The sequence below is a fragment of the Endozoicomonas sp. YOMI1 genome, assembly GCF_024606345.1.
GTDB lineage: Bacteria > Pseudomonadota > Gammaproteobacteria > Pseudomonadales > Endozoicomonadaceae > Endozoicomonas.
Genome location: NZ_JAHHPM010000526.1, coordinates 1 through 21341 on the forward strand (window position 1 = coordinate 1; position 21341 = coordinate 21341).

Below are 21341 nucleotides of genomic sequence, written 5' to 3' on the forward strand. Positions count from 1 at the left end.
CTTCGTTGGAATTCCTCGCAATAGTCCTGCTATTACTCGTCATTCCGCCTTGCCCAGCGGTCCAAAATGACATGCTCGATATCATATTTAGAAGGCGGAATTTGTATAACTATTTCTTGTTCCTGCCCCTGATTAATCGTTTTGTTCCCGGATAGATGGGAACTTCACTGAAAAAGGAAAAATATTCTTGTGGCGTTCAGCGTCAATACTATAGTTTTCTGTTATTCAAGTTTTTGAACTTCTTGTTCGGTATGACGTCTGATTATGCAAATTGAATCAAGCGGTGTTTTTTTTATGAATATTCCATCTCTTGCCTCAGGCACAGTTGTGACTCAACCCCAGTTTCAAGATGGATGTCAGGGCGAAAGCGCCAGCAGAGCACCGGCGAGGTTTGATCGCAGGAATATCAGTTTATCTGCAATTGACCGCTTCTTGCAGGATATGGATGGTAAGGCGGTCAAGAGTCTCGCAAAACGTATATGCAGCAGGGCAAAGACCAAACAAGATGCGAACCCCTGCAATTTGAGTAACCTTAAAAATGATTTTGCTGAACATGGGTTACCGGTGGACAGTGGCAATAAGAGCAGCAAAAAGAAAAAGGTCACGATGCTAACTGGCTTGATGCTCAGGCTTCAGACGGAAGCAAAGAGTGCTGACGGGGTGCGGCCATTGGGGCGCGGTGTTTGTGCTCTGATGAAAAAATCAGAAAGCTCTATCGCCAAAGGGTTTCAACAATTGCTTGATGAGGTCAATGATCATCATACTCAGCTTGATGAGGTCAATGGTCATCTTACTCAAGAGTGGCAAGCCAAGACTGCTAAGACAAAAGAGGCATTCCATGCAAAAGGCAAAGGTGTTAGCGATATTTCTGAAGGTAATAACCGGCCGGAACGCAGTGGCTTTCCCCCTGGTGAATCCATTCCTGACCGTTGTCCAGAGGGTTCGGAGCAGGCCGGGGTGTCTCCCTGTTGCGCGGCGGATCAAGACAACATAAAGCGTCCGCGAGTGCAGAACACGAACCAAAAAGAAGTGGCTATCAATGCTACCGATAAGTACGGCAGGACAGCCTTGCACCGGGCTGCTTACCGGGGCAATATTGAGCGGCTGAAGCAGTTGATCGCTACCGAAGGGGTGAATATCAATGCCACCGATAAGGATGGCATGACTCCCATGCACTGGGCCGCTGAACAAGGCAATGCCAAGTGCCTGCAAGAGCTACTCACCACCGTGGGAGTAGATGTTCATGCCATTGATAATCTTGCCAGGACACCCTGGAACATTGTGCTGGCCAGTGTGCTCGATAAAAGTAAAATTGAGTGTTGGGAACTGATGAAATTAGTAAATAATGGCATGAAACCCATGCACTGGGCCGCTTTTCAGGGCAACACTCAGTACCTGAAGCAGCTGGTCACTGACCATGGAGTGAATATTAATGCCACTGATGAGGACAGCAAAACGGCCCTGCATTGGGCCGCTTTTCAGGGCAATATTGCGTGCGTGTTAGTGCTGATTGATGTCGAGGGATTAAATATCAATGCCGTCGATGTATACGGCAATACGCCCCTGCACTGGGCTTCCCAGTATGGCCATAGCGAGTGCGTGGAATCCCTCGTCGTCGCCGGTGCAAAAGTTAATGCCGCCAACGATACAAAAGGTATGACGCCCCTGCACCTGGCAGCCAATTATGGGCACAGCAAATGCGTGGAATTCCTCGTCACCCGTGGTGCCTATGTTGAGGCCGTTACTGATGACGACTCAACACCCTTGCACCAGGCCGCCTGTAACTTCCAGCACAAATGCATGGAAAAACTGGTCACCCTCGGCGCAAATATTAATGCCACCGATAAAAACGGCAGGACGGCCCTGCACATGGTCGCTGGTCTCAGCTGTAATTGCGTGGACATACTCCTCGAACTTGGGGCGAATATCAATGTCGCTGATGAGTCCGGAAGGACGCCCCTGCACAAGGCCGCAGAAAAAGGCAACAGCAAATGCATAGAACAACTGATCTCAGCGGGGGGCGTGAATATCAATGCTATAGATAATGAAGGGAGGACGCCCCTGCACTGTGCGTTCATCAAGGGTAACAGCAGGAGTGTGAAACGACTGATTGCCGCTGATGGCGTGAATATCAATGCCACGGATGTGGATGGTAAGACGCCTTTGGACTTTGCGGTCAGCCAAGGCAACACTGTTCAAGGCAAGACAGGAGTTGTTCGATGAATTTATTAATTCATTCATGTTTCTACAGCAACGGAAGGGGCCTGAGCATATTCCGCCAGGCAATGAAGTCCACTGGTATAATTGCTTTCATAATCTTTACTGTGAGCTTCTGGGACTGCCTTCAGAGGCTGATCCAGAGGCTGAGACCCATCTGGACGATGGCCTTGTCCAACGTTTTCTTTCTGAGGCTCCACTGTCAGTCAACGCATGTACGGTCTTTCGAAAAATCGCCACTGAATGGTCTGATCAGTTTGGGGCTGCTTTGCAACAACTGGGGGTATCGGCATGGGAAACAGCAGATGCCATTGCTAGCGCCGAGTTAACGGCGGACAGAACCGAAACACTGGACAGTTCTCTCTTCAGGCCAGTCAACTGTTTGCTGGCAAAGAAAGCGGAAGAGCAGCTTGATCTGTGGACATTGATCGATTATTCCGAAGACTGCTATCGCCTGGATCGGTATCGGGAAAAACTACAGGGCTGGGTAACCAACCATTTCTTCGGGTCATCCACCAGAGTATTTCTCGCCATTCCTGGTGGAACCGATTCGCAACTGTATATAGGTACGATTAACGAACTTTTCTTCTGGTTATTTGCTCATGACCCATGTCTGAACGCAGAGCAACCATGTACTTTTGAAACAGACAATCACATGACGCTTGTTCTGCCTCATTTAACGTCAATTGACTTCTGCACCTGGCCTGAGCAGACCTGTTATGCGCTCCTGACCCAGGCAATGGAACAGACCGACAAGGCCGAGGATATCGCCAAATTTTTTTCCCATCAGGCGAGCTGTGAACTGTTGAAATTTCTTAACTTACTGCACACTGTTTGCTATGGCGGCTGTAGAATCAATTTAAAAAATAAAAACCGTGAAACACCCCTGTATTTTGCTGCCTCAAGTGGGCACACAAGCTGTGTTGAGGTGTTAATGAGCCGAGTCGGCATTGCAGTTAATGCGAGGTCTTTAGATCGCTGTACCCCCCTGCACGATGCTGCTAAAAATGGGCACATAGATTGTGTCAATTTGTTATTAAACAGACTCGACATCAAGGTTGATGTGAAGAATTACTATCACTGGACACCTCTGAACTTAGCCGCTGCTAACGGTCATACAGAAGTTGTCGAAAAATTACTGACGTGTCCTCGCCTTCAAGTCAATAGCAAAAACAGGAAAGGCTTTACGCCTCTGCACAGCGCTGCCGATGGGGGACACGACGATTGCGTCAGGTTGTTACTGGAGCGCGCGGACATTGATGTCAATAGCATTACTCCGGGTAGGGGACAGCGCTTATATTATCCGTATATAACAAGCATATAGCGTGTGCAAAACTACTAATTAACGACAAACGTACAAGAATTAATATGTCTAACAACGCTCTCCATACTGCTGCGACAAAAGCCAGGCAGCAGGGATTAACCGAGATTGTCAATCTTCTGGAAGCTGATCCCCGGTTTAAAAAGCGCCGTAATCAAATGCTGACACTTTTGAATTATGTCCGGTGAAAATCCATCAATAGCAGCCGGTTATATTTGCTGAAATATTACAATTTCGAATTCGAAAAGAACCGCAAGTGATCAATTAATAAGAAAAGATTAATGTACTGTTATTTTCTGATGAAGCTTTGGATCATCTGGATGCATTCATCGGTTCTTTTTTGTATATCAGTACTTTCCATCGTCAGAATCTTTTTTTCAGATATTCCGGGATTGGCGCTGTTGCAGAGCACCCACTGATCAATATCTTTCTGGAAGATGACATCGTCACTGCGAATGCCATCATTCTCCAGTGCAAATTTTCCTGTTGGCAGGTAGCAGTAAGCATCAATTTTCTGGCTAATGGTGTTGGCCAGCTTGAGCATATAAGGGCTGATAGGGGTATCGCATATTTTCAGCCAATATCGATGGTAGGCAAGTAATGAAGGAGGACCTGTATCGATAATACCATGACCTTGCAGATTCTGTGTCCACTCAAGCATGGCACCCAGTGCCGATCCAGCCATGGCCGTTGAAGTCACCTGACGGATTGCCTGATCTTCAACTACTGCGTCACGGGGCGTCTTATACTGCAGTTGTTTTGCGATTTTTCGATAATAATCGCTGAAAACTGACCATTCACTCCCCAGTGCTTTCATCAGAGAGTTACAGAGGGTTGTTTTACCCGTTCCATGGGAACCAATGATAGAAATAATCATGCTGCCAGCCTGTTACAGAGTAAGAACCCGGCATATAGCCGGGTTCTATTAAAAATAGCTCAAGCAAAAGGACAGGCAGTAAAGTGTCATTCTGCTAACGCTTTTTTCTGTAACTCAATAATTTCTTCAATACCGGATCGTGCCAACGCCATCATGGCCAGCATTTCATTCTGGCTGAAAGGGGCTGCTTCCGCCGTTCCCTGAACCTCGATAAATCCGCCTGCATCGGTCATCACGACGTTCATGTCCGTTTCAGCACTGGAGTCCTCAGGATAATCAAGGTCAAGAACCGGGCTGCCTTTGTAGATTCCCACGGAAACGGCGGCAATCATGTGCAGGAAAGGATCACTTTTGACCATTTTCTCCTGCATATGGCGCAGTGCATCAACCAGTGCCACACAGGCGCCGGTAATTGAGGCTGTGCGTGTGCCACCGTCGGCCTGAATCACATCACAGTCAATATTAATGGTGTTTTCCCCGAGCTTTTTCATGTCTACCGCAGCACGCAAAGCACGGCCGATCAGGCGTTGAATCTCCAGTGTCCTGCCACCCTGCTTGCCTCTGGAGGCTTCCCTTCCCATTCGTTCCGTGGTGGACCGGGGTAACATGCCGTACTCGGCGGTGATCCAGCCCTGGCCGGTTCCTTTGAGAAAACGAGGCACACCGCGTTCGACCGACGCGGTACAGATGACTTTGGTATCGCCAAACTCAACGAGCACAGATCCTTCTGCGTGTTTGGTATAGTTGCGGGTGATTTTTACATCACGTAATTGGTCTGCCGTTCTTCCGCTAGGGCGCATTTGGGTTACCTTGGTATGTCTGAAAAAACTTAAGCACTGCAAAATTTGCGGAATTATAACTGTTCAGTGGGTTTTCAGGAAAATAGAGTTTGGATAATTAAGTCTCTCTGTTGATACTGCGTTATTAAATCAATGATATACACTCAAGTGGTCAGTATTTTTAGCACTATATTTTTTCAAAATCTTATCTCATCGGTTTATTTTGTAGATAAACTTCTGAAATAATGAGTCTTTAGCCCACCGATTAAAGAGTATTTCATGACTTCCAGCATGACTGCATTCGCCCGTGTTCAGATACAGGAGGATTGGGGAAGCCTGGTATGGGAGATTCGATCCGTTAACCATCGTTACCTTGAGCCCCACTTCCGTCTCACTGAACAGGCACGGGAGATCGAGCCTGCGTTGAGAGAACTGATTCGCAAGCAACTGAAGAGAGGCAAGGTTGAATGCAGCCTTAAATATCAGCTGGTTGAAAAAGAGCAGGTGCTTGACCTGAATCGTGTCCTGCTGGAAAAGCTGCAACTGGCGGTACGTGAGGTTGAGACCCATTTTTCTCAGGTTGCACCGGTCAATCCTCTTGAGGTTTTGCAATGGCCCGGCGTGCAGAGTAATGAGGAAACGGAAATGGCCGTCGTTCATCGGGTTGCCATAAAAGGGTTCAACACAGCGCTTATTCAGCTGAATGAGATGAGACAGCGGGAAGGACAGGAGTTGAAGTCTTTCATTGAGGCCCGTTTGGATAAAATGGGGGATGAGGTGTTGCAGCTTCGTGGGTTGCTGCCGGAAATTCTGCAAAGCCAGCGTGAGAAAATCCTTGATCGACTGTATGAAGCCAGACAGGAGTTAAATCCGGAGAGGCTGGAACAGGAAATGGTGATGCTGGCTCAGAAGATGGATGTTGATGAAGAGCTGGATCGTCTGGAAACGCACATAGCTGAGGTGCGCAGAACACTGAAAAAACCCGGGCAGGGAGCGGTAGGGCGCCGATTGGATTTTCTGATGCAGGAGCTCAACCGGGAGGCAAATACCCTTTCTTCCAAGTCAATTCATGCTGGCCTTACCCAGGCCGCAGTAAACCTTAAGGTCTTTATCGAGCAAATGCGCGAACAGGCCCAAAATATTGAATAGGAAAGCCTTATATAATCAATAAGTTATTTTTTTTGTGGTAAATAACAGGGCTTATTTCCTGGCAGTCTATTCTCGGTCATCCTCCCAATCTGGCTTATCTTTTTAGTACATAGGCTTAAAACAGGGAGCCTTCCCTGGAGTGTTCATGAATATTGGCAAACTTTACATTATTGCTGCCCCTTCCGGCGCTGGAAAGACCAGCCTGGTAAAGGCCATGGTTGAATCTACGCCACATGTGCGTGTGTCTGTTTCTCATACAACCCGGAGTATCCGGCCCGGCGAGCAGGATGGCGTAAACTACCACTTTACTTCTGTCGAAGGTTTCCGGGACATGCTGGACAAAGGCATGTTTCTCGAGCATGCAGAAGTATTTGGTAATTATTATGGAACCTCGGCACACTGGGTTCGTGAACAGCTGAACAAAGGTGAAGATGTTATTCTGGAAATTGACTGGCAGGGAGCGCAACAGGTAAGCCGTTTGTTGCCTGATGCCGTGTCAATCTTTATCCTGCCACCTTCTCTCGAGGCTCTGAGGGAACGGTTGATCGGGCGGGCTACCGATGGTCTTTCGATCATTGAAAGGCGTATGTCTCAGGCCGTCAGTGACATGTCCCATTATGGTGAGTTTGACTACCTGGTAATCAATGATGAGTTTGATCTTGCCTTACGAGACTTGCAAACCATTATTCGAAGCCAGCGCCTGTCAATCAATTGGATGCAGCATTACAAGGAAGACTTGATTAAGGAACTGATACATTTAAGGTAAATTTAAAATTCTGCCCGTGAGCTTTTATGGTGACTCGCGAGCAGAATCATTTCCTTTTGTTACAGTTTCTCAGTCGCTTCTTTTAGCCAATCAAGATCATGCCCATCCAGAAGTGGGGAGAGTGCTTCTCTCACCGTTGCGTGGTAGCTATTCAGCCACTGGATTTCTGCATCCGTCATTAAGTCTTTCAACAAAGGTCGAGTGTCAAAGGGAGCAAGGGTCATCGGGACCAGTTTAAAGAACTTGCCAAACTCATTCTCGATGTCCTCAGCGATCAGCATAATATTCTCAAGCCTGACACCATGTTTGCTATCACGGTAAATGCCCGGTTCGTTCGTCACCAGCATGCCGGGCTTCAGGGCAACGTCAAACCATCTCGGACTGATGCTCTGGGGGCCCTCATGCACATTCAGGAAATAGCCCACCCCATGGCCGGTACCATGATTAAAGTCGATACCTTCACTCCACAAAGGCTGACGGGTAATGGCATCCAGTTGTATCCCCCGTGTTCCCTCCTTGAACCTGGCAGTCGCCAGGGCGATATGGCTTTTCATCACCAGGGTATAGTCTCTCTTCTCCTCATCCGTCATCTCACCACAGGCAAATGTGCGGGTGATATCTGTTGTTCCATCCGGGTACTGAGCGCCGGAGTCGATTAACAGCAAACCTTTGTTTTGAATGGAATAAGCGGACTCTTCATCCGCCCGATAGTGACAGATAGCGCCATGTCCGGCATAACCGACAATCGAGGGAAAGCTGACCCCCCGGAAATACTCTGACTCTGAGCGGAACTGCAGCAGCTGCTCATCAATATTGACTTCATTCAGCTGCCCTGTGGGAATATTGCTTTCCAGCCATCGGATAAAGCGGACCATGGCAGCACCATCCCGGCGATGACAATCCTTCATCCGTTCTATCTCAGTGCTGTTTTTGATGGCCTTCAGGTCGGTGGTTGGCAATCTGTCTTCGATAAGGTTAATTGATGCAGGAATTGTGGAGGCCAGTTGGTACCCCGTGGTGGCCGGGTTGATCATCAGGTGAGTGTTATCCGTAAGCGTTGATAACCGGTCCAGGATTTCATCATAAGCCGCCAGCTCTACGCCAGCTTTTGCCATGGCTGACAGCGCATCCGCTTCTATTCGCTCTTTGTTGGTAAACAGTGTGATGCTGTCCGGTGAAATCAGTGCATAGGCAAGAAATACCGGGTTACAGTCAATATCAGAGCCCCTTAGATTAAACAGCCAGGCAATATCATCCAGTGTGGTGATAAGAAGCTCTGTCGCTTTCCGCTCCTTGAGAATTTCCCGAACCTCAGTGACCTTCTCTGTGAGGGTTTTACCGGCATGGGCGTCTTGGTGAATAAAGACAGGCTCAGCAGGCAATGCTGGCCTGTTGGTCCATATATCATTCAGCAGATCCTGATCAAATTTCAAAGTAACCGATTTAGCCGCCAGTTTCTTTTCGAGATTTCTGACCTGGCTCAGACTCAGAGTGGCACCATCGAAGCCAATGCAACCCTGGTCAGAGACTGCTTCTGTCAACCAGTCAAACATTGATGGGACTTCGGGCTGACCATCTTTCATCAAGGTGATTTCTGAACCTGTCAGCTGTTCTGATGCCTGAATAAAGTAGCGGCCGTCTGTCCACAGGGCTGCTTTATCCTTTGTCACTATCAGGGTGCCTGCAGAGCCAGTAAAGCCAGAAATCCAGGCTCTCCCTTCCCAGTGAGGGGCTACATACTCACTGTTATGGGCATCTGAAGACGGGATGATCCAGGCGTCAATGCCATATTCAGCCATTGCGCCACGAAGATCTTGAAGCTTTTTGGTGCTCTTTGGGCTCTTGGTTAAGCCAGAGCGGTTCGGGATATTCACCATGTATCTATTCCAGGCTTTTGGCCATTCGGCGAGTGAGTTTTGGGCAGGTTTTTTTTCTAATTAGATGATGCCTGCGAATACTATAATCTGCACCCTTCATGGAGCAAACACTAACCCTGCTAAAGCTTGTCTGGCTACAGGTCGTAAAGTACACTAAAGGGTCAGGCAAACCGGCATTAAGGTTCTGTTTTTGGAACCTGATACTAAATTGATGGAGTAAAATGTGGCTCGAGTAACTGTAGAAGACTGTCTGGATAACGTAGATAACCGCTTTGAACTGGTGATGGTCGCCTCCAAGCGTGCCCGCCAGCTGACCATTGGTGGTAAGGATCCCAAGGTAGACTGGGAGAATGATAAGGCAACGGTTGTTGCTCTGCGTGAAATCGCCGAAGGCCTGGTGACCCCTCTTTCCGTTGACGACCGCACGGTTGATGACGATGAAGCAGCAATGTTTCTGGCTGGTGTAGAACAATAAGCGTTTTACCTTCGTACTATCTTTAGATCACAAGCTTTAGAAGATAAGAAGGTGCAATGGATGATCTGCGCGTAAGGAGCGGACTTTGCTGACCATCGATGAGTTTGCCGGCCGCTTGAAGTCCTATCTGAATGCCGAGCAGGTCAACCTGGTTCGTCGGGCCTACTATTATGCGGAGCAGGCCCATGACGGACAAACACGCCGAAGCGGCGATCCGTACATTATTCATCCCCTCGAAGTAGCCTCTATTCTTGCCGATATGCACATGGACCATCAGAGCCTGATGGCGGCCATGTTGCACGATGTCATTGAAGACACCGGTATCGAAAAGCAGGACATTGCCGGGCAGTTCGGTGATGTGATTGCGGACCTTGTGGATGGGGTCAGCAAGCTGACCCACATGAATTTTGAAAACAAAACGCTGGCCCAGGCAGAAAACTTCCAGAAAATGGCGCTGGCCATGGCCAAGGATATCCGGGTCATTCTGGTTAAGCTGTCGGACCGCCTCCATAATATGCGCACCCTGGGTGTGCTGAGGCCTGACAAGCGCCGTCGCATTGCCAAAGAAACGCTGGATATCTATGTTCCGATTGCCAACCGTCTTGGCATGCATACGCTTCGAATAGAGCTGGAGGATCTGGGCTTCTTTGCCATGTACCCCATGCGGGCCCGGCTGATTCGGCAGGCGGTGCGCAATGCCCGTGGCAACCGTAAAGACCTGGTCAGCCAGGTTCAGCAGGCAATTGCTGCCCGTCTGGAGGAAGAAGGCCTTAAAGGCCGGGTAGTGGGTCGTGAAAAGCATCTGTACAGCATCTACAGCAAGATGAAGAACCAGAGTAAGTCTTTTGATGACATCATGGACATGTTTGCGTTCCGAATCATTGTGGACAAGGTTGACAGCTGCTATCGAGCCCTTGGCATTGTCCATAACTTTTATAAGCCCATTCCCGGGCGGTTCAAGGATTACATCGCCATCCCGAAAGCCAATGGCTACCAGTCCCTTCATACCACCCTGTTTGGTATGCACGGTGTGCCCATAGAAATCCAGATCCGGACCCAGGAAATGGAAGACATGGCCAATAATGGTATTGCTGCCCACTGGCTTTATAAGTCCGGAGAAGAAGCGCTGTCAGGTAGTCATGCCAGAACCCGGCAGTGGCTCAAAGGCGTACTGGAACTGCAGAAAAATGCCGGAGACTCACTGGAGTTTATTGAGAACGTTAAAATCGATCTCTTCCCGGATGAAGTTTATGTCTTTACGCCCAAAGGGCATATTCTTGAGCTGCCCAAAGGTGCGACAGCGGTTGATTATGCTTATGCCGTTCATACCGATGTGGGTAATACATGTGTAGCTTGTCGTATAAATAAACGTCTGGCGTCACTCAGTCAGCCGTTGCAGAGTGGCCAAACGGTTGAAGTCGTTACCGCGCCCGGTGCAAGACCCAATGCGGCCTGGTTGAATTTTGTTGTCACGGGTAAGGCGCGGTCCAATATTCGCCATTTCCTGAAACATCAGCGCAGAAATGAATCAATTGCCCTGGGCCGACGTTTACTGAGCAAAGCACTGGTCAGTTTTGACAGTAGCCTTGGGCAGATTAGTGAACAGGTTATTCGCCAGCAATTATCTGTGTTTGGTCTGGATGACCTTGATGGACTTCTGGAAGATATTGGCCTCGGTAACCGTATGGCCTATATCGTCGCCAAGATACTGGTTGAGCCTGGTAGTCTGCCCGAGAACAAGAGCCAGCTGGACCTGTCCAACAGTGAGAAACCGCTCTCTATTCGTGGCTCTGAAGGAATGGTCATCAGCTTTGGCAAATGCTGTTATCCAATACCGGGAGACCCGGTTGTTGGCCATGTCAGCTCCGGACGAGGCATTGTTATTCATACCGATACCTGCCCGAATGTCTCTGAAATTCGACATAACCCGGAGAAGGTTCTGGAAGTTGAGTGGGATAAGGACGTCTCCGGTGAGTTTACTGTAGAACTCAGCGTAGAGCTGGAGCATCACCGTGGTATGATTGCTACTCTGGCTACCGCAATTACGGCGGTGGAAGGGAATATTGAGAAGATCAGTATGGTAGAGCAGGACTCTCGATGCAGCATTGTTCAGCTGCTACTCAGTGTTCGGGGTAGGCTGCATCTGGCAAAAATTATTAAACGACTTCGGGTTATTAAAGGTGTTCACTCCATAATTCGACGACGTCGAGATTCATAAACTTTTGTTGATTAAAGCACTACAAGAAAACACCTTGATACAACACCATTAAAAAATAGTAACCACTATCTTCTTTTTCCTTTTTTCCATGGGCCTCCTATGCTTCTGATTCCCAAGTTCGAGAGAGTAGATTGATGAGTAACCGACAGACGATTAATACCGATATGGCACCCAAAGCCATTGGCACCTATTCCCAGGCGGTAAAAGCAGGAACCACTGTTTATATCTCGGGTCAGATTCCACTGGTTGCTGAAACCATGGAATTATTGGAGGGAAGCTTTAAGGAGAAAACCCGTCTCTGCTTTGAAAACCTGAAAGCCATTGCCATGGCGGCTGGCGGTACCCTTGATGATGCTGCCAAAGTGACGATTTTCCTGACCGATATGACAAACTTTGCTGAAGTCAATGAGGTCATGGCTGAGTTTTTTAAACAGCCTTACCCTGCCCGTGCCGCTGTTGGTGTCAAAGAGTTGCCAAAAGGTGTACCGGTGGAGGTAGAGGCTATTCTGGAACTAAAGTAAGTTTCTGCAGTGATAGGAGCTTCTGGTTATCTTCAGTCAGGGGCTCTACGAATATTCTGCGGCGAACATTGCTTTTTGGTTTGATTCTTTTGCAGCTTTTTGATGTATCAATAATCACAATTGGTCGAGTTGCATTGTCGATACTGGGTTTAGTTTGGAGTCTCAGGCAGTGTGAGCACTCGGAATAGAACTGACAGTGGCTCTGCCATTGCATATCGATAATTTCTGAGTTTGATTCATTCTTTATACAGCCTTGCCCTGTGGGTAAAGAGTGCCTTGCTATATCACCTTGCCCTCCGGAAACTTCATTAACAGATCGTCCTGAGTGGCAATGTGCGGGCAAAGTGCTCTTGTTGTTTTCTGAATTGAGGCTCTGCACCCTGTTGTGTATTGGTGCAAAAGAAGTTGATGGGGCGGCGCTCACAATCTTGTGCTCTTTTCAGTGGTTAAAAATAAACGGGCTAACCGTTAGAAAGATTTTTAAAGCGATAGTTCAAAAATAATGAGCCGCATTATTGTACGATAGTATCCTAAACCTATCTTGTGGATAACTCTGTGAATTATATCTTGGTAAACCGTTAATAAGCCTGTATTAAAGCTAGATCAGGTTTTTTTATCCTGTGGATTATCAGGTTCTGCTGACAGTCAGTCTGCCCGCAGAACCTGACTGCTTTAATCCCTGTTATGGAGAAGGCTTGCATAACCACTTTTATAGTCAGGAAAGTAAAATTTATAACCTGTCTCAACAATCCGCTGGTTGGAGCACCGTCGATTCCCTCTTTGTGGCGATGGATAATTGATATTGTCTAATGACACATTCAATTGTTCACCAAGCCACTGCAGCACATCAAACGTTGTCGCCGGGGTACTGTCGACGCCGAGATATAAGTTATCTACCGGCAGATAATCCATATCTCTTCGAATAAGGTGGGCGATGATGCCGGCACAGTCTTTTTGGTGAATTCGGTTGCTGTATACGGCAGGCTTTATTGGGCAGCCCTCACCTTTCAACACCCGGCTGATTAGGCGGTTTCGCCCGGGTCCATAAATCCCGCCAAAACGTATAGCCGTGCCAGGGAAGGGAGCATGCTGTAACCGCTTTTCTGCTGCCAGCATGATTCGACCATTGAATTTCACCGGCTGAGTTGCCGACGTTTCATTCACCCATTCTCCATTACTCTGGTGGAAAGTGCTGGTGCTGGAAGTGAAAAAAATACGTTTTGGCTGGTATTGCTCTTTCACCAGACGGTTAAGAATATTCTGCAGCCCATCAATGTAAGCCTGTTGATAATGCTCTTCCGATCTTCCATTAGTGGCGGCGGAATATACCACATAGTCAATCTGCCCAGGCCAGTTACCAAGCCCTTCGGCATTAAAAAGGTCACCCTGGATGGGGTTAACGTCAGAGGGTAGCCTGGCAATATTTCGCCGTAGCCCCCAGACATTAAAGCATTTCATGGCGGTCAGCTGCCGGGCGAGTTCACAACCAACATCGCCACAACCCGCAATCAATATATTGAGCTTATTCATAGCTAAAGTCTATTGGTTGGTATAATCTTCGAAAAAAGCATAATGGCAATTTCATTTATATGGCTGTATAAATTTACAGTATTATAGATGGCACGAGCATCCTTGCCAGTCTTTCAGGGCTTTTATGAGTTCAGGGAGGTTGATCGAGCTGTCTTATCAAAACAGTTGAAAATCATTATGACACTGACAGAACTTCGCTACATTGTCACCCTTGCCCAGGAGCAGCACTTTGGCAGAGCTGCCAGTAAGTGCTTTGTCAGCCAGCCAACACTGAGTGTCGGGGTCAAAAAGCTGGAAGATGAGCTGGGTGTTGCCCTGTTTGAGCGAACCCGGAATGCGGTTCGTGTTACTCCAATGGGTGAATTGATCCTCAGTCAGGCTCAGAAAGTCCTGGAAGAGGCGTCGGCCATCAGGCAACTGGCAAAAACCGGTCAGGATCAGCTCAGTTCACCCCTGCGAGTGGGCGCTATCTACACCATTGGCCCATACCTTTTTCCCCATCTGATTCCCCAACTGGCACAGGCCGCCCCCAATATGCCGCTTTATATTGAGGAAAACTTTACGGCTGTTTTACGCCGAAAACTTCGTCTGGGGGAGCTGGATGCCATTATCGTTGCCCTGCCCTTTAATGAACCGGATGTGTTAACCAGGCCGCTTTATGATGAGCCTTTCAGGGTATTGTTGCCAGGTGGCCATCCCTTGGAAAGTCAGAGAGAAATTGATCCGGCTGACCTGGTCAAAGAAGAGTTGCTGCTTCTGGGCGAAGGCCACTGTTTCCGCGACCAGGTGCTGGAGGCATGCCCGATGCTGGCCAATAAAAAAGAGGCTGGCAGTGATGGCAGTGGTATTGAAGCGACTTCACTGGAAACCATCCGACATATGGTGGCGTCAGGTATGGGGATCAGTGTTCTGCCACAGTCAGCCGTTGTGGATCATCACTACGCTCCTAATATTCTCAGCTCCCGGCCATTTTGTTCGCCAGCACCTGGCAGGACGGTGGCCCTGGCCTGGCGGGCCAGCTTCCCGAGGCCGAAGGCAATTGATGTGCTTTCTGATGCCTTGAGGCAGTGTTCGGTTAATCAATAAGTGGGCCTATGGTGATTATGAACAGGTCATTACACAATATTCCGGTAACCACGTTAAAAGGTGTTGGTGATGCTCTGGCCGATAAGTTGGCCAGAATAGGCATTGTCACTATTCAGGACCTGCTTTTTCACCTTCCACTCCGTTATCAGGACAGAACCAGAGTGACACCCATTGGCACACTTCAGCCTCAAACCGATGTGGTGATTCATGGGAAGATTTTGGCGTCAGATATCGTGATGGGAAAGCGTCGCAGCCTGCTTTGCCGGGTTGGTGATGGGTCCGGATCCATTAGCCTGAGGTTCTTTCACTTTACCGCTGCCCAGAAAAATAACCTCAGGCAGGGGGTTGAAATTCGATGCTTCGGTGAACCCCGACGGGGTGCCACCGGGCTTGAGATGTATCACCCTGAATATCGGGTGATCAAGGCCGATGCCCCGGTTGACGTTGAAGAGACATTAACGCCAGTCTATCCGGCCACAGAAGGTCTGACGCAACAGCGAATACGCAGTTTGTGTGAACAGGCATTTAAACTGCTCGGTGATGAGCACTCTTTGCAGGAACTTCTTCCGGAGCAGATTCGGCAGAAATATCACCTCAGTTCACTGGTGGAAGCCGTTCGCCTACTGCATCAGCCACCACCGGAAGAGTCGATGATACTGCTCAGCGAAGGGCGGCATCCTGCCCAGCAACGTCTGGCTTTTGAGGAGTTATTGGGCCATAACCTCAGCCTCCAGCAACTCAGAAAGCGGGTACAGGCGATCGGTGGTTTTGCCATGCCACCGGAAAGCCGGTTAACCCAACAGTTATTGGGGCATCTTCCCTTCTCCCTGACCTCTGCGCAGCAAAGAGTGGCCGAAGATATCAGTCAGGATATGGCCATGGAACGGCCCATGCTGCGACTGGTGCAGGGGGATGTCGGTTCGGGCAAAACCGTTGTCGCCGCGCTGGCAGCACTGCAGGCGGTAGAAAATGGTTATCAGGCCGCAGTGATGGCACCAACGGAAATTCTGGCTGAGCAACATCAGCTTAACTTCTCAAACTGGCTTAAGCCGCTGGGTATTTCCATGGCTTTCCTGTCCGGAAAAACCAAAGGTAAAAAACGCCAGGAAATTTTAGCCCAGATAGCTTCTGGCGAAGCCATGGTTGTGGTCGGCACCCATGCCCTGTTTCAGGACGATGTGATGTTCCATAAGCTGGGTATGGCGGTTATTGATGAGCAACATCGATTTGGCGTTCATCAACGCCTGGCACTGCGGAAAAAAGGCGCAAAAAACGGCGGGCTGCCAGACCAGCTGATTATGACCGCCACCCCAATCCCCAGAACATTGGCCATGAGTGCTTACGCCGATCTTGATGTTTCTGTGATTGACGAGCTGCCGCCGGGACGTACGCCCATCAACACGGTAGTTATAGGTGACGACCGTCGTGAAGAGGTCATTAAACGCCTCAAGGCAGCCTGCCTTGAAGGGCGGCAGGCTTATTGGGTGTGCACGCTGATCGAAGAGTCTGAAGCATTGCAGTGTCAGGCAGCAGAAGTAACTGCAGAGCAATTGCAAGAAACACTTCCAGAGTTGTCTATAGGTCTGGTTCATGGCCGGATGAAAGCCAATGAAAAGGCGGAGGTGATGAAAGCTTTCAAGGAAGGTCATCTTCACCTGCTGGTGGCAACCACCGTTATTGAAGTGGGTGTTGATGTACCCAATTCAAGCCTGATGATCATTGAAAATCCGGAAAGACTGGGGCTGGCTCAGTTACATCAGCTTCGGGGGCGAGTGGGTCGTGGGAATATTGCCAGCCACTGTCTGTTGATGTACCACGCGCCTTTATCCCGGCAAAGCAGAGAGCGCTTGCAGGTGATGAGGGATTCGAATGATGGCTTTGTGATTGCCGAAAAAGATCTGCAGCTAAGAGGCCCAGGTGAGGTTTTAGGTACCCGGCAAACAGGACTGGCACAATTCCGGGTTGCCGATCTGGAGCGGGATCGTGACTTGCTGATGGCTGTGCGCACTGCCGCTCAGGAATTAATTCACCAGTCACCAGAAGCGGTAGAGCCGTTGGTGAATCGCTGGCTTGGCAAGGGTGAAGAGTACGCGAATGTTTGATCAGTTATCAGGAACAGTTTCGGGCATGATCTGCCAGAAGGAAACAACCTCTGGCACTAGAACATCACCATTGTCAGGGAGAAAACTGGTGACCTGAATGGTGCGGCTGCACGGGCTGAAGCAAAATTTCCAAATCCTGTTTTCTGTTTGCAAACGGCTCCTTTCCAGCCAGCTCCCGTCTGCCGTCAACCCGAACAGAATCAGGCTGTGAGTATCCGTTTCAGGAACCATAGCCAGCAGGCAGCCTTCTTGATTGAAATCTGCTTTTTTGATGGAAAATTCGATGCGTTGCCTGACCCACTCAACGGTGGGTTCACCGAATGGTTTACCAACAGGTTTACGTTGATAGATATCCGTATGGCCCGCAGGGTCGTTACAAACAATGGTTTCACCGCTGGGGCTGATTATTGTCAGGGACTCAGCCGGAAATGTTTGTGTCCGGCCCCACATTCCGGACGCCGCTTTGCGCCAGATTGTTACGCACAGCCACCTCTTTCTAATGAATTCACAAGGGTCCACAGAAAAATGAATCTTACCACCACCGCACGGGGGCTTCTCCTGAACAGAGGGCAGCCATTGGTCGTCAGTATTTAATTCCCAGATATCCAAACTATCTTCAGTGGTGATAATCAGACGTCGACCATCGGGGCTGAAATCAGGTTTAATATCGTAAAAATGACTTGGCCACTTGCAGGTTTTAATAATTCTCTGTTTTTCACGCCACTGCCCTTCCGGGCCAAGGGCAAAAATGACGACAAAGAAATAATCTCGTTGAATAGCACCGTCGTAGCAATCTTCGCCGGCATTGTCAAACCATGTGGCAAAATGGCGGTTATCCGGGCTGAATACCACTTCCAGATCAAACTCATACTCGCTCACTTTATCGCCATTGGGTGTGAGTTTCAGGTCATCATCAGGATCTTTAACAATAATGTCACCTGTTTGTGACCAGGATTCATCGTCTGCCTTGCCCATCACCGTAATGCATGATCCATCATAAAGCACAAGGTGTTTGCTGTCGGCACTGAACAGCAAATTATGATTACGAGCTGTATCAATGTTGCCTCTATTGACCCACTGGCCATCGGCACCCCGACCGAGAATAGCAACAGCTTGTCCCATGTTAATACAGACCAGTGACCTGGCATCAGGTGACAGGTACATGGAAGTCATAAACTTTTTCTCAAATTGAGGAAAAACGTCACCCGTTGTCAGTTGCTGTTGCTCAACCCACGAATCATTCCTGCATTCATAAACAGACAGTAAGTGCTCTTTGCCACTGTAATTGTAGTGAAAAAATCCCGCACTCCCATAGCTTACCGGAACGGATTGTGGGACAAATAAAATATGGTCGGCATGCTGATGACCATAACAGGCAAAATCCTTGTGTTTGATTTCAGCTTTCCTGATCCAGTGACCATGCTCCAGAGCCAGAATATCACTGTAATTCTTCGCCTTACTCTCGATGAGGATGGGAATATGATCACGCAGATGATGGGTAAAGGGTTTAACATTAAAGCTGCCACTGGGTATAAGGGTCAGTGCTGCCCCATCAAGAATCTGCTGGCGCAAATGATTGGCATAAAATGAGTAAAAGGCCGGACCCAGTTGCGCAGGGAAGTGTCGAACAGAAAATATGGACAACGTCCTGAGGTGCTCAAGGAGTTGCTGACTGGACTGAATGATTGCCCGGCACGAAGACTGCCTTTGCTTCGTCAGGGAGAGGAAGTAATGGACCTCTGCCAGGCCGCATGACCGCAGACGATTGCCCGTTGTCGGCGATGTTTGCCCAAAATTATTGATATCGTTGATTGATAAATAGCTGGCGATTTTGGCGAACACTTCCTGGGACAAGCGAACCCACCGGTGATCGAAGCAAGCCATATCACGAACTACTTCAGGTTTGATTGCATTGCCCGTTGTATCGACAGAGGTACAGTTCTTTATCCATTTTGCAGGTGGCATAATGTTAACCCCCAAGGTGACTCAGGCAGTCAAGTATAGCCCTACTGCAAGGATGATCAGGCACGATCTGCGAGGCAGAATGAAAAGCACAAATGCCGGACTTTTACCGCGATCAACTGTATACACCTGTGAAAGTTGCATTTATTAAAAAGCCCGGAGTAAAGCCCGGGCTTTGAGTCATGATGGAACGTAATCAGGCATTGGTAGCAACAAAGTACTTGGGATCTTCTATGACATTCACCTCCACCAGGTTACCCGCCTTTTTCAGCAGCTTCCTGCAGTCATTGCTGAGGTGAAGGAGGTGCAGCGTCCTGCCACTGTTCATATAGCGCTCGGCCAGCGTATCAATGGCTTCCAGCCCGGAGTGATCACAAACCCTGGAGTCCCGGAAATCGATAATAACATCCCTGTTGTCGTCCTTTGGCGAAAACTGCGTCAGGAAGTGTGTGGTAGAGCCAAAGAATAGCGGGCCATGAACCTTATAAATAGTTGAGCCATCCTGGTCTTCCTGTTTTATGATTTGGATCTGTTTGGCGTGATCCCAGGCAAAAATCAGGGCAGAAACAATAACGCCTACAACAACAGCCACAGCCAGATCAGTCAGAACGGTCACTACCGAAACCAGGACCAGCACAAAGGCATCTCCCCTGGGTACTTTGTTCATAATTCGGAAGCTACTCCACTCAAAGGTTCCGATAACAACAATGAACATGACACCAACCAGGGCAGCCACTGGAATCATTTCAATTAATGAAGAAGCAAAGAGGATAAAGGTCAGCAGAAATAAAGCCGCAGAAATTCCAGACAGACGGCCTCGACCACCAGAATTCACATTGATCATACTCTGGCCAATCATCGCACAGCCGCCCATGCCGCCAAAGAAACCGGTAACCACATTGGCAACACCCTGACCCACACACTCCCGGTTACTGCTGCCATGTGTTTCGGTGATTTCATCAACCATCCTCAGGGTCAGCAGTGACTCAATGATACCGATAGCGGCCAGAATCAGAGAGTAGGGTAAGATGATCGTCAGGGTTTCAAAAGTTAAAGGCACTGAAGGAATGCTGAAAGCAGGAAGCCCCCCCGCAATACCGGCAACATCACCAACGGTTTTGGTATCCAGGTTCAAGCCAAGGGCGAGAGCGGTAACCACAATGATGGCGGCCAGAGAAGAAGGAATGGCAGTGGTCAGCCTGGGCAGAAAATGGATGATGGCCATGGTTAAGGCAACCAACCCAAGCATCAAATAGAGTTCATTGCCTTTCATCCAGGCAACATCAATAACACTGTTTTCCAGGAAAGAGCCGGTTAACCAGCCGACTTCACCTTGAACACCAAACTGGCTCAGCTGCGCCAGGAAGATCACGATGGCCAGACCGTTTACAAAGCCAAGCATGACCGGATGGGGAACCATTCTGATGAACTTTCCGAGTTTGAATATGCCGGCGAGCACTTGGATAATGCCCATCAGAACCACCGCCGCGAACAGATATTGCACACCGTGAGTGGCAACCAGGCTCACCATAACAACGGCCAGGGCCCCCGTTGCTCCGGATATCATCCCCGGGCGGCCACCAATGGCTGCGGTGATCAGACCAACAAGAAAGGCGGCATATAAGCCGACCAGCGGCTCAACCCCGGCAACGAAGGCAAAGGCGACAGCTTCTGGAACAAGAGCAAGTGCTACCGTTAAGCCGGAAAGAAGATCATTCTTTATAGTGGCAACGTTTCTGGCGTGGGGTTCGAACAAGTGGTGTCTCCAGTTATTTATGTATGAGTCTTGAAAGGTGTTAACGGCACAGAGGTACCGGTATTGATTGTTTACTGTTTTGGAAAATAGTAGAGCTGTCATATGTCTTACTGCCCGGTGGGTTATTGTGAAAAGAACCGGGAGCAAACGAGACCATCGAGTGTTGGCAAGCTGGCTGGAGCACTGCTTCCACTTTGCAACGATTGATTATCCTGAAGTAGCTTGGCGCTTTTAAATCAGGCGCAAGCTATTGTCTGTTTTGTAAAGGGCATTCTAAAGAAGGGGGTTTGTAAAGGCAATGTCATGGATCTCCTCTATTTAAAGTCTATCTGGCACCTAACCGCCACCCCTGCTTTGGAACTTTGCTTTATTATTGGTATTGTTCCCGGGTTGTTACATAAAACATCTGCCGTATAATGCACCCCATTTCCACGGACTGACTCAAACGGTTACCAAAGATCAGCCGAATGAACCTTCATCGCTGACCGGGAAGAACGGTTTTAAGATGGGTTGTTTGGAAATGAACGAAAAACAACCGGTTGACAAATCAAACCGGCGCGGTAAGATGCACCTCCGTTGAGAGGGCTTCTGGCAGCCTTAGCAGTCTCGTGACAGAGAGTGAAAGCTTCTGAAAAAGACTGCTTGACAATGAAAGTCGCCACGGTAAGATAGGCGGCCTTGCTTTCGGTGGTCAGTTGGCAGTAG

17 protein-coding genes are annotated in these 21341 nt (G+C 48.8%); 10 read left to right on the plus strand and 7 right to left on the minus strand.

All coding sequences use genetic code 11. The features are described 5' to 3' along the window. Window positions 1-294: 294 nt before the first annotated feature. From KDK15_RS18680 to KDK15_RS18690, 3 genes are read left to right on the plus strand one after another with little or no spacing between them, the layout of a single operon-like run. Entirely contained in the window at window positions 295-2223 is a 1929-nt protein-coding gene (locus KDK15_RS18680; RefSeq protein WP_257296907.1) for an ankyrin repeat domain-containing protein, read from the plus strand. Beyond that, window positions 2150-3541 carry an ankyrin repeat domain-containing protein gene (locus tag KDK15_RS18685; protein ID WP_257296908.1) on the plus strand — a complete coding sequence of 464 codons (1392 nt, stop codon included), beginning with the start codon at window positions 2150-2152 and terminating at the stop codon, window positions 3539-3541. The genes KDK15_RS18680 and KDK15_RS18685 overlap by 74 nt, the downstream gene beginning before the upstream one ends. Window positions 3542-3585: 44 nt before the next feature. Next, window positions 3586-3726: a hypothetical protein gene (locus KDK15_RS18690; RefSeq protein WP_257296909.1), complete on the plus strand. Its 141-nt coding sequence runs from the start codon at window positions 3586-3588 to the stop codon at window positions 3724-3726. A gap of 101 nt (window positions 3727-3827) precedes the next feature. Here the strand turns inward: KDK15_RS18690 and KDK15_RS18695 are convergent, their stop codons facing one another. Beyond that, the gene (locus KDK15_RS18695; protein ID WP_257296910.1) at window positions 3828-4415 is read right to left on the minus strand and encodes an ATP-binding protein; all 588 of its coding nucleotides are present in this window, start codon (window positions 4413-4415) and stop codon (window positions 3828-3830) included. 86 nt (window positions 4416-4501) lie between these two features. Next, window positions 4502-5215 carry a ribonuclease PH gene (rph, locus tag KDK15_RS18700; RefSeq protein WP_257296911.1) on the minus strand — a complete coding sequence of 238 codons (714 nt, stop codon included), beginning with the start codon at window positions 5213-5215 and terminating at the stop codon, window positions 4502-4504. Between the two features lie 258 nt (window positions 5216-5473). On the opposite strand from rph, the gene KDK15_RS18705 reads away from it, so the two are divergent. Beyond that, window positions 5474-6343, plus strand: coding sequence for a YicC/YloC family endoribonuclease (locus KDK15_RS18705; RefSeq protein ID WP_257296912.1), 870 nt, complete (start codon window positions 5474-5476; stop codon window positions 6341-6343). A gap of 145 nt (window positions 6344-6488) precedes the next feature. Beyond that, complete coding sequence (gene gmk, locus KDK15_RS18710; protein ID WP_257296913.1) at window positions 6489-7109, plus strand: guanylate kinase; 621 nt, start codon at window positions 6489-6491, stop codon at window positions 7107-7109. 59 nt (window positions 7110-7168) lie between these two features. Here the strand turns inward: gmk and KDK15_RS18715 are convergent, their stop codons facing one another. Beyond that, window positions 7169-8986 (minus strand): aminopeptidase P family protein, encoded by a 1818-nt coding sequence (locus KDK15_RS18715; RefSeq protein ID WP_257296914.1) that lies wholly within the window; start codon window positions 8984-8986, stop codon window positions 7169-7171. A 223-nt stretch (window positions 8987-9209) separates the two neighbouring features. On the opposite strand from KDK15_RS18715, the gene rpoZ reads away from it, so the two are divergent. From rpoZ to KDK15_RS18730, 3 genes are all read left to right on the plus strand, one after another. Continuing rightward, window positions 9210-9461 carry a DNA-directed RNA polymerase subunit omega gene (rpoZ, locus tag KDK15_RS18720; RefSeq protein WP_066016900.1) on the plus strand — a complete coding sequence of 84 codons (252 nt, stop codon included), beginning with the start codon at window positions 9210-9212 and terminating at the stop codon, window positions 9459-9461. 85 nt (window positions 9462-9546) lie between these two features. Beyond that, a complete protein-coding gene (gene spoT, locus KDK15_RS18725; RefSeq protein WP_257296915.1) occupies window positions 9547-11679 on the plus strand; it encodes a bifunctional GTP diphosphokinase/guanosine-3',5'-bis pyrophosphate 3'-pyrophosphohydrolase in 2133 nt (710 codons plus the stop codon). Window positions 11680-11813: 134 nt separating this feature from the next. Beyond that, a complete protein-coding gene (locus KDK15_RS18730; RefSeq protein WP_257296916.1) occupies window positions 11814-12200 on the plus strand; it encodes a RidA family protein in 387 nt (128 codons plus the stop codon). A gap of 672 nt (window positions 12201-12872) precedes the next feature. On the opposite strand, the gene KDK15_RS18735 is transcribed toward KDK15_RS18730, so the two are convergent. Continuing rightward, window positions 12873-13730, minus strand: coding sequence for an SDR family oxidoreductase (locus tag KDK15_RS18735; RefSeq protein ID WP_257296917.1), 858 nt, complete (start codon window positions 13728-13730; stop codon window positions 12873-12875). Window positions 13731-13907: 177 nt separating this feature from the next. Between KDK15_RS18735 and KDK15_RS18740 the strand changes: the two genes are divergently transcribed. Beyond that, on the plus strand, window positions 13908-14816 hold the full coding sequence (locus KDK15_RS18740; RefSeq protein WP_257296922.1) for a hydrogen peroxide-inducible genes activator: 909 nt from the start codon (window positions 13908-13910) through the stop codon (window positions 14814-14816). A 17-nt stretch (window positions 14817-14833) separates the two neighbouring features. Next, complete coding sequence (recG, locus tag KDK15_RS18745) at window positions 14834-16918, plus strand: ATP-dependent DNA helicase RecG (protein WP_257296918.1); 2085 nt, start codon at window positions 14834-14836, stop codon at window positions 16916-16918. Here recG and KDK15_RS18750 read toward each other — a convergent pair whose 3' ends face one another. From KDK15_RS18750 to KDK15_RS18760, 3 genes are all read right to left on the minus strand, one after another. Continuing rightward, window positions 16919-18883, minus strand: coding sequence for a hypothetical protein (locus KDK15_RS18750; RefSeq protein WP_257296919.1), 1965 nt, complete (start codon window positions 18881-18883; stop codon window positions 16919-16921). 193 nt (window positions 18884-19076) lie between these two features. Continuing rightward, entirely contained in the window at window positions 19077-20636 is a 1560-nt protein-coding gene (locus KDK15_RS18755; RefSeq protein ID WP_257296920.1) for a SulP family inorganic anion transporter, read from the minus strand. 500 nt (window positions 20637-21136) lie between these two features. After that, window positions 21137-21341 (minus strand): hypothetical protein (locus KDK15_RS18760; RefSeq protein WP_257296921.1); only part of this gene is annotated, 205 nt, incomplete at its 5' end.

Excerpts from the sequence above, each read along its gene's own strand:
- KDK15_RS18680 (WP_257296907.1), top strand. The coding sequence starts at position 295 with ATGAATATTCCATCTCTTGCCTCAGGCACAGTTGTGACTCAACCCCAG.
- KDK15_RS18685 (WP_257296908.1), top strand. The coding sequence starts at position 2,150 with ATGGTAAGACGCCTTTGGACTTTGCGGTCAGCCAAGGCAACACTGTTC.
- KDK15_RS18690 (WP_257296909.1), top strand. The coding sequence starts at position 3,586 with ATGTCTAACAACGCTCTCCATACTGCTGCGACAAAAGCCAGGCAGCAG.
- KDK15_RS18695 (WP_257296910.1), bottom strand. The coding sequence starts at position 4,415 with ATGATTATTTCTATCATTGGTTCCCATGGAACGGGTAAAACAACCCTC.
- rph (WP_257296911.1), bottom strand. The coding sequence starts at position 5,215 with ATGCGCCCTAGCGGAAGAACGGCAGACCAATTACGTGATGTAAAAATC.
- KDK15_RS18705 (WP_257296912.1), top strand. The coding sequence starts at position 5,474 with ATGACTTCCAGCATGACTGCATTCGCCCGTGTTCAGATACAGGAGGAT.
- gmk (WP_257296913.1), top strand. The coding sequence starts at position 6,489 with ATGAATATTGGCAAACTTTACATTATTGCTGCCCCTTCCGGCGCTGGA.
- KDK15_RS18715 (WP_257296914.1), bottom strand. The coding sequence starts at position 8,986 with ATGGTGAATATCCCGAACCGCTCTGGCTTAACCAAGAGCCCAAAGAGC.
- KDK15_RS18730 (WP_257296916.1), top strand. The coding sequence starts at position 11,814 with ATGAGTAACCGACAGACGATTAATACCGATATGGCACCCAAAGCCATT.
- KDK15_RS18735 (WP_257296917.1), bottom strand. The coding sequence starts at position 13,730 with ATGAATAAGCTCAATATATTGATTGCGGGTTGTGGCGATGTTGGTTGT.
- KDK15_RS18740 (WP_257296922.1), top strand. The coding sequence starts at position 13,908 with ATGACACTGACAGAACTTCGCTACATTGTCACCCTTGCCCAGGAGCAG.
- recG (WP_257296918.1), top strand. The coding sequence starts at position 14,834 with ATGAACAGGTCATTACACAATATTCCGGTAACCACGTTAAAAGGTGTT.
- KDK15_RS18750 (WP_257296919.1), bottom strand. The coding sequence starts at position 18,883 with ATGCCACCTGCAAAATGGATAAAGAACTGTACCTCTGTCGATACAACG.